A 6744-nucleotide genomic window follows, 5' to 3' on the forward strand; every position below is an offset into this window, starting at 1 on the left:
TGTAGGAGCGAGCTTGCTCGCGATGGACGTGAACGATGACGCAGGCTGTCTGAAAAAACGCGTCGCATTCAAACTCATCGCGAGCAAGCTCGCTCCTACAGGGGGGCGAGCCGCTATGGTCATGCTACTCCATAGGCCCGAAGGATGGCTTTTCAAAATGCCTTGTCGAAGGTGATTTTCGGTTCTTTCCATGGCCCCTGAACGGTGTACTTCACACTGGCGAAACGGGCGACACGGTCACCGATCAGCTTGTCGATCAGGAACAGCGCCCCGCCGACCGCCGGTGCACCGACGATCAGCGCGGCAATCGGCAAGTTATTGGTCACCGGCAAGGTCACCAACAGTTTCGCATCGATCTGATCGGCGACCAGGTTCAAGGTGCCGTCGAGTTCAATGGTGCTCGAAGGGCCCGTCAGCCGGATCGGTTCACGGGTGACATACACTCCGTTCGTCCCAACCAACAGTCCCTTGACCCGGTCATAGCTCAGGCCTTTGCCGAACAGGTCGGAGAAGTCCAGGCGCAGGCGCCGGCCGATGGAATTGAAGTTGAGCAAACCAAATACCCGTAGCGCCTGGGCACTGCCTTCGACCTCGACGAACTGGCCCTGATTGAGCGTTGCATCGAGCGAGCCGGAGAAACGTTTGGTCGCCACCCAGGCCGGCGAGCCGGGCCAGCGACCATCGACATCCATGTAAAAGTCCTTGCTGGTGACGCTCGGTGCATACCCCCAGTTCTTGAGCACATCGGCGAGGTTCTTGCCGCTGACGCGCCCCTTGTACCAACTTGTGCTGGCGCCGGGCACGCCCTCCCAACCACCGCTGCCCACCAACAGAATGCCCTTGAGGCCCAGGTCCAGCGAGTTGAACACGATGCCCTTGGCCGTCGGACGAATCTTCAGCGACCAGCCACCCACCAGATCCTGGCCCTGGAATAGCTGATTGATGGTGATGTCCATCGCGGGGATTTTCGTCGGGTCCACCGAGGCCAGCGGATCCGGTGAATTTTCATCGGCCAGAACGGCCGGGTCCGGTGCGGGCAGGCGCACGGTTTGCAGATTGATTGTGATCGGTGCCCCTTTTGCATCGGGAAGATTGGCGTTGCCCTTGATCTGCTGGCTGTCGAGTTGCAGCGCCCAGGCGGAAGGGTTGCGCGCCAGCTGGATCGAGGCCTGATCGAGCGTGGTGCCGATACCGCTGAGCTTGCCCACCTTGAAATCCGCGCCGCTGAGCAACTGCCTGGCGCTGCCTCCGGGGTCCTGCCCGGCGTATTTATCCACCAGATCCTTCCACGGGCCAACGTCCAGCTCCGACAGTACGCCCCGTACCCGCAGGCCTTTGGTGCCAGGCAATACGGCCTCGCCGCCACCAAGGAACAAGTCCCCGCGACCGTCGGCGAAATTGCTGGCCGGGGCCGCAAACGTGAAACTCGCCAGGTCCCCGTAATTGGCCCAATAGCGCCGCTCGTCGCCCTGCAAGGTCATGCGGAACGTCGTGTCGCGCCCGGTCTCGGCGGTCATGCCGAACGGTGCAGGTAAATCGACGGCCACGCCCTTGAGGTTGGAATTGACCGTCAATTGGCTGTCGGCGCCGTTCAGGGTCAGTTGCAGTTGATAGGGGATCACGCCACTCACCGGCAGAGGCTGGGTCACCTTCAGCCAGTCGGTCAGTTTCTTGACCTCGACCTGGCCCGACGCGCTGACCCGGGTATTGAGTTTGCCTGCACTGCCATCGGCAAAAATCTGCGCGGTAACCGGCTTGTCGAATGCCCGTGCACTGATGTTCTGCCCGCTCAGGCCTTTGGCACTGTCGAAACGGAAATCACCTTTGAGCTGAGTCAACTCCAGCACAGGCTCAGCCACCTTCAAGCGCGCCTTGGCGGTCTTGAAGTCGACGAGGATTTTCGGCTCCTCGTCTTTTGCCAACGGGATATCCAGTTTCAACTTGCCTTGCAAGTCACCCTCGCCTTCCCAGCCGGCGAAGGTAGCCGCGGTGCCGATCGGTGCTTCCTGAAGGATTTTCAGGCCATCGCCCAAACCACCGGCAAATCCGCCATCGAGGAACAAATGAATGTTCTGCCCCGCAGGCACATGGGGAATGTTGACGTAGATATCGCTGACCTGAGTGTCGAGCAACTGGCCCTTGCTGGCCAGAATCCGCACACCGCTGTCCTCGACAAACACATCACCGCTGACCTTGCTGACATGGGGCCAGCCAGGCTGGAAGGCCAGTTCGGCATCGTGGACCTTGAAGAACAGGCTGATGCTGCGATCGACGTCCGCGGCACCGTGGCTGAGCGACCCTTGATACTGGAAGAAGCCTTGATCCACCGCGCCCTTGAGAATCGCGGTGCGCAGCCATTCATCCAGCGCCGGGCTGAGGACTGCCGGCAGGTACTTGGCGGTGTAGCGACCGTCACCGTCCACCAGGCCAACCCGCAGGTCCATGTAGTCTTCCTGGGTGTGATCGAAGTGCAGGCGAATCAGGAAGTCGCCGGCAATCTTGCCTTCCTCGCCCAGCACCTTCAGGTACGGCGCGATCAGGGTGAAGCCTTCTTTATCGAGTTTCCAGGTCAGCCGCGCATTGGCCTGAATGTACTGCCATGGCTTGGCGAAAATCGGGTCCAGGTGCAGCATGAAATCCTTGCTGTCCATGCGCAGTTCACCGTGCCCCAGGTCACCGCTGATGCTGCCGCTGACGTTTCGGGCCGCCGGCGCACCGTGATAGGCGTCGAAGCCGACCCGATCGAGATTGGCGGCAAAGCTGAACTTGCTGTCGTCGGTGGCATTGGGCCGCACGTCGATCAATACATTGCGCAGTCCGCCCGTCACCTTGAGCCGCTCGACAACGGTGGCAAAGCCTTGCGGCAACGGCGCAAGGGCATTGAGCAGCGGCGTGAGCGGGGTCAGGTCGACGCGGTCGGCCTGCAGATGCCAAAGTTCTTCGGTCTTGTTGGTGGCTGCGTTTTGCTTGAGCTGCAAATGCGTTTCCCAGCGGGCGTCGCCGAGATTCATCGCCAGGGAATCCAGGGTCACCAGCATGCCTTCGGCACTGTGCTGGAAGTAACCATTGAGCGCCAGGTTGTTGATCTGAATCGGCTGGCGATCGACGTAGGCGCCCTTGAGTCGTGGCGCATTCAAGCGCACTGCCGCGCTTTGCAAGGTGCCTTTGCCCCAGCTCGCCCACAGCTCGCCGCCGGCCTTGATCTCGGAGAAATTCCATTGCTGGCTTACGCGCTCGGGCAACCACTTCGACCAGTCGCTTTGCGGCAGGCTTAGATAGACTTCGGCTTCACCGTCCTGCCATTGGCTGGCACTAATGCGGGTACGCAGGCTCATGGCTACTGGTTGCCCGTCAGGCAGGGTCAGCCGCGCGTCGAGCCGCTGCCGCGACGCCCCGGTTTTCAGATTCAGACCGACATAAGTCAGCGTCAGCGGCGACTTTGCAAACGGCTGCAAGGTCACCTGGCTGTCGAGTACCGACAGCTGCTGGATCATTTGCATACGATTGAGCAACTGTTCCGGATCGGTGGGTTGATCCTGCTGCACTGGCAAACCTTCCAGAGCCCATTGACCGTCGTCACCCTCCTTGACGCTGATCTTCAGGCCGCTGACTTCCAGATGCGCGATGCGTACCTGACGTGCCAGCAGGCTGGCCCAAAGGTCCGGCACCGCGCGCACCTGATCCAGATGCAAGGCATTGGCGCCCTCGCCGACCGTCACGTCGTGAGCCATCAATATGGGGGCAAATCCACCCCAGTTGCCTTCGAGCTCGCCAATCCGCAATGGCATGCCCAAGGCATCGCCGGCTTTGGTTTCAACCTCGGTACGGTACTCGGCCACCAGCGGCGTCAGCTCCCGGCCAAGGCTGACGTAAAGCGCCATCAACACCAAAACCAACGCGCACAGGCCCAGACCCCAGCGGATCAGTGCGGCCAAAATGCGTGTCAGACGGTCCATGTCAGATGGCCCCCATGGCAAAAAATTTGCAAAAAGCTGAGGCCAGCCATTCTCGAACAATCAAAACGATACGCTTCAGAGCAGCACCACGTCGTATTGTTCCTGGGAATACATGGTTTCGACCTGAAAGCGGATGGTGCGCCCGATAAACCCTTCCAGCTCGGCGACATTGCCCGACTCTTCGTCAAGCAGGCGGTCCACCACTTTCTGGTTTGCCAATACACGATAGCCTTCCGCCTGATACGCGCGCGCCTCACGCAGGATTTCACGGAAGATTTCGTAGCAAACGGTTTCCGGGGTCTTGAGCTTGCCGCGTCCCTGACAGGCATTGCACGGCTCGCACAACACTTGCTCAAGGCTTTCGCGGGTGCGCTTGCGGGTCATCTGCACCAGGCCCAGTTCGGTGATACCGATGATGTTGGTCTTGGCGTGATCGCGCTCCAGTTGCTTTTCGAGCGTGCGCAGCACCTGGCGCTGGTGTTCTTCATCTTCCATGTCGATGAAGTCGATGATGATGATTCCACCGAGGTTACGCAGGCGCAATTGGCGGGCGATGGCCGTCGCGGCTTCGAGGTTGGTCTTGAAGATGGTTTCTTCGAGGTTGCGATGGCCGACGAACGCCCCGGTGTTGACGTCGATGGTGCTCATGGCTTCCGCCGGGTCGACCACCAGATAACCGCCGGACTTGAGCGGGACCTTGCGTTCGAGGGCCTTCTGGATTTCGTCTTCGACGCCATACAGGTCGAAAATCGGCCGTTCGCCCGGGTAATGTTCCAGGCGGTCGGCAATCTCGGGCATCAATTCGGCGACGAATTGCGTGGTTTTCTGGAAGGTTTCCCGGGAGTCGATGCGGATCTTCTCGATCTTCGGGCTCACCAGGTCACGCAGGGTGCGCAGCGCCAATCCAAGGTCTTCGTAGATCACGCTGGGCGCGCTGATGGTTTTGATCTGAGCGCTGATCTGATCCCAGAGCCTTCGCAGGTAGCGGATGTCCATGAGGATTTCATCGGCGCCGGCGCCTTCGGCTGCCGTACGCAGGATGAAACCGCCGGCCTCCTTGATACCTTCCTTGGCCACGCAATCGGTGACTACTTGCTTGAGGCGCTCACGCTCGGCCTCGTCTTCGATCTTCAGGGAAATGCCGACATGGGCCGTGCGTGGCATGTACACCAGATAACGCGAAGGGATCGACAACTGGGTGGTCAGGCGCGCGCCCTTGGAGCCGATCGGGTCCTTGGTCACTTGCACCACCAGGCTCTGGCCTTCATGCACCAGCGCACTGATGCTCTCGACCGCCGGGCCTTCGCGCAAGGAAATTTCCGACGCATGAATGAACGCGGCGCGATCCAGGCCTATGTCGACGAATGCCGCCTGCATCCCCGGTAATACCCGCACGACTTTGCCTTTATAGATGTTGCCGACGATCCCGCGCTTTTGTGTGCGCTCGACATGGACCTCTTGCAGGACACCGTTTTCGACCACCGCCACGCGCGACTCCATCGGCGTGATGTTGATCAGGATCTCTTCACTCATGGCAGGGTCTCGTTCAGGCATGTTCACGATAATGGCCGCATCTGTTCAGGAAGACGCTTAAAGCGCGCTCCGGGGTTGCCAACAGGGTATGCCGAAATGGCCGAGCAGTTCCGCGGTTTCGCAAAGCGGTAGTCCGACCACCGCTGAATAACTTCCATCGAGCCCGGCGACAAACACCGCACCCAGTCCTTGAATGCCATAACCGCCCGCCTTGTCCTGGGGTTCGCCGCTGGCCCAGTAGGCCGCGGCTTCATCGCGACTGATATCACGAAATCGCACCCGACTGGCGACAACCCGGGACTCGCAACGCTCGCCATCGAGCACGGCAATTGCGGTCAGGACCTCATGTTCACATCCCGACAACATCATCAGCATGGCGCACGCATCCGCTTGATCAACCGGTTTGCCGAGAATTTTTCCGTCGAATACCACGGCGGTATCAGCGCCGAGCACACAGAACGGGCCATCGGATACGACATCGCCGCGCCCGGCCTCGGCCTTGCCGCGCGCCAGACGCTCGACATAGGCCGATGGGGACTCTTGAGCTAAAGGGGTTTCATCGATGTCCGCACTGACGGCGCAGAACGGTACGCCGATCTGCGTGAGCAATTCACGTCGACGCGGTGAACCAGAGGCAAGATAAAGCTGTTTCATCAAGACATCTCCCTGTCCAGGTGCGGGCAAATGCCTGACCGAATCAATTGATTTTGTAGCGCCGACGCAACCCGCGCAAACCGAAACTGATCCAGGGCCAGAGCAACGCACTGACCAATGCCGGCAGCACCAGCGCCAGGGTTGGCTGTCGATTGCCGGTCAGGGCACTGAGCCAGAGCTGTACAAGCTGGGCGAGGCCGAAGATCACCAGGATCACCAGGCTCTGCTGCCACATCGGGAACATCCGCAGTCGTTGCTGCAGTGCCAGTACCAGATAGGTGATGAGGGTCAGGATCAAGGCATTCTGACCCAGCAAGGTACCGTAGAGCACGTCTTCAGCCAGCCCCAGACAGAACGCCGTCACCATCCCGACGGTCTGCGGCAGGTTCAACGCCCAGAACGCCAGCAACAGGGCAAGCCACAGCGGGCGCAGGATTTCCATGAATTGCGGCAATGGTGAAACGCTCAGCAGCAGGCCGACGGCAAACGTCAGCCAGACTATCCAGCCGTTTCGGGATGCTTTTACACCGCCCATTATTCTCTTCCCACTGGAGTGGCCGGCGCGGAGACTGGCGGTTTGGCGGCAGGCTTCGCGGCAGCG

Annotated in this window: 4 protein-coding genes; all 4 read right to left on the reverse strand. The window is 60.3% G+C overall.

All coding sequences use genetic code 11. The annotated features are described in order from the left end of the window. Nucleotides 1-152: 152 nt before the first annotated feature. Complete coding sequence (locus PMI29_RS14780) at nucleotides 153-3956, reverse strand: YhdP family protein (RefSeq protein WP_007998186.1); 3804 nt, start codon at nucleotides 3954-3956, stop codon at nucleotides 153-155. Between the two features lie 75 nt (nucleotides 3957-4031). Continuing rightward, entirely contained in the window at nucleotides 4032-5489 is a 1458-nt protein-coding gene (gene rng / locus PMI29_RS14775) for a ribonuclease G (RefSeq protein WP_007970246.1), read from the reverse strand. 57 nt (nucleotides 5490-5546) lie between these two features. Beyond that, complete coding sequence (locus PMI29_RS14770; protein WP_007998187.1) at nucleotides 5547-6143, reverse strand: Maf family protein; 597 nt, start codon at nucleotides 6141-6143, stop codon at nucleotides 5547-5549. Between the two features lie 43 nt (nucleotides 6144-6186). Continuing rightward, nucleotides 6187-6678, reverse strand: coding sequence for a rod shape-determining protein MreD (mreD, locus tag PMI29_RS14765; RefSeq protein WP_007970244.1), 492 nt, complete (start codon nucleotides 6676-6678; stop codon nucleotides 6187-6189). Nucleotides 6679-6744: the final 66 nt, after the last annotated feature.

This window comes from Pseudomonas sp. GM49, assembly GCF_000282355.1.
GTDB lineage: Bacteria > Pseudomonadota > Gammaproteobacteria > Pseudomonadales > Pseudomonadaceae > Aquipseudomonas.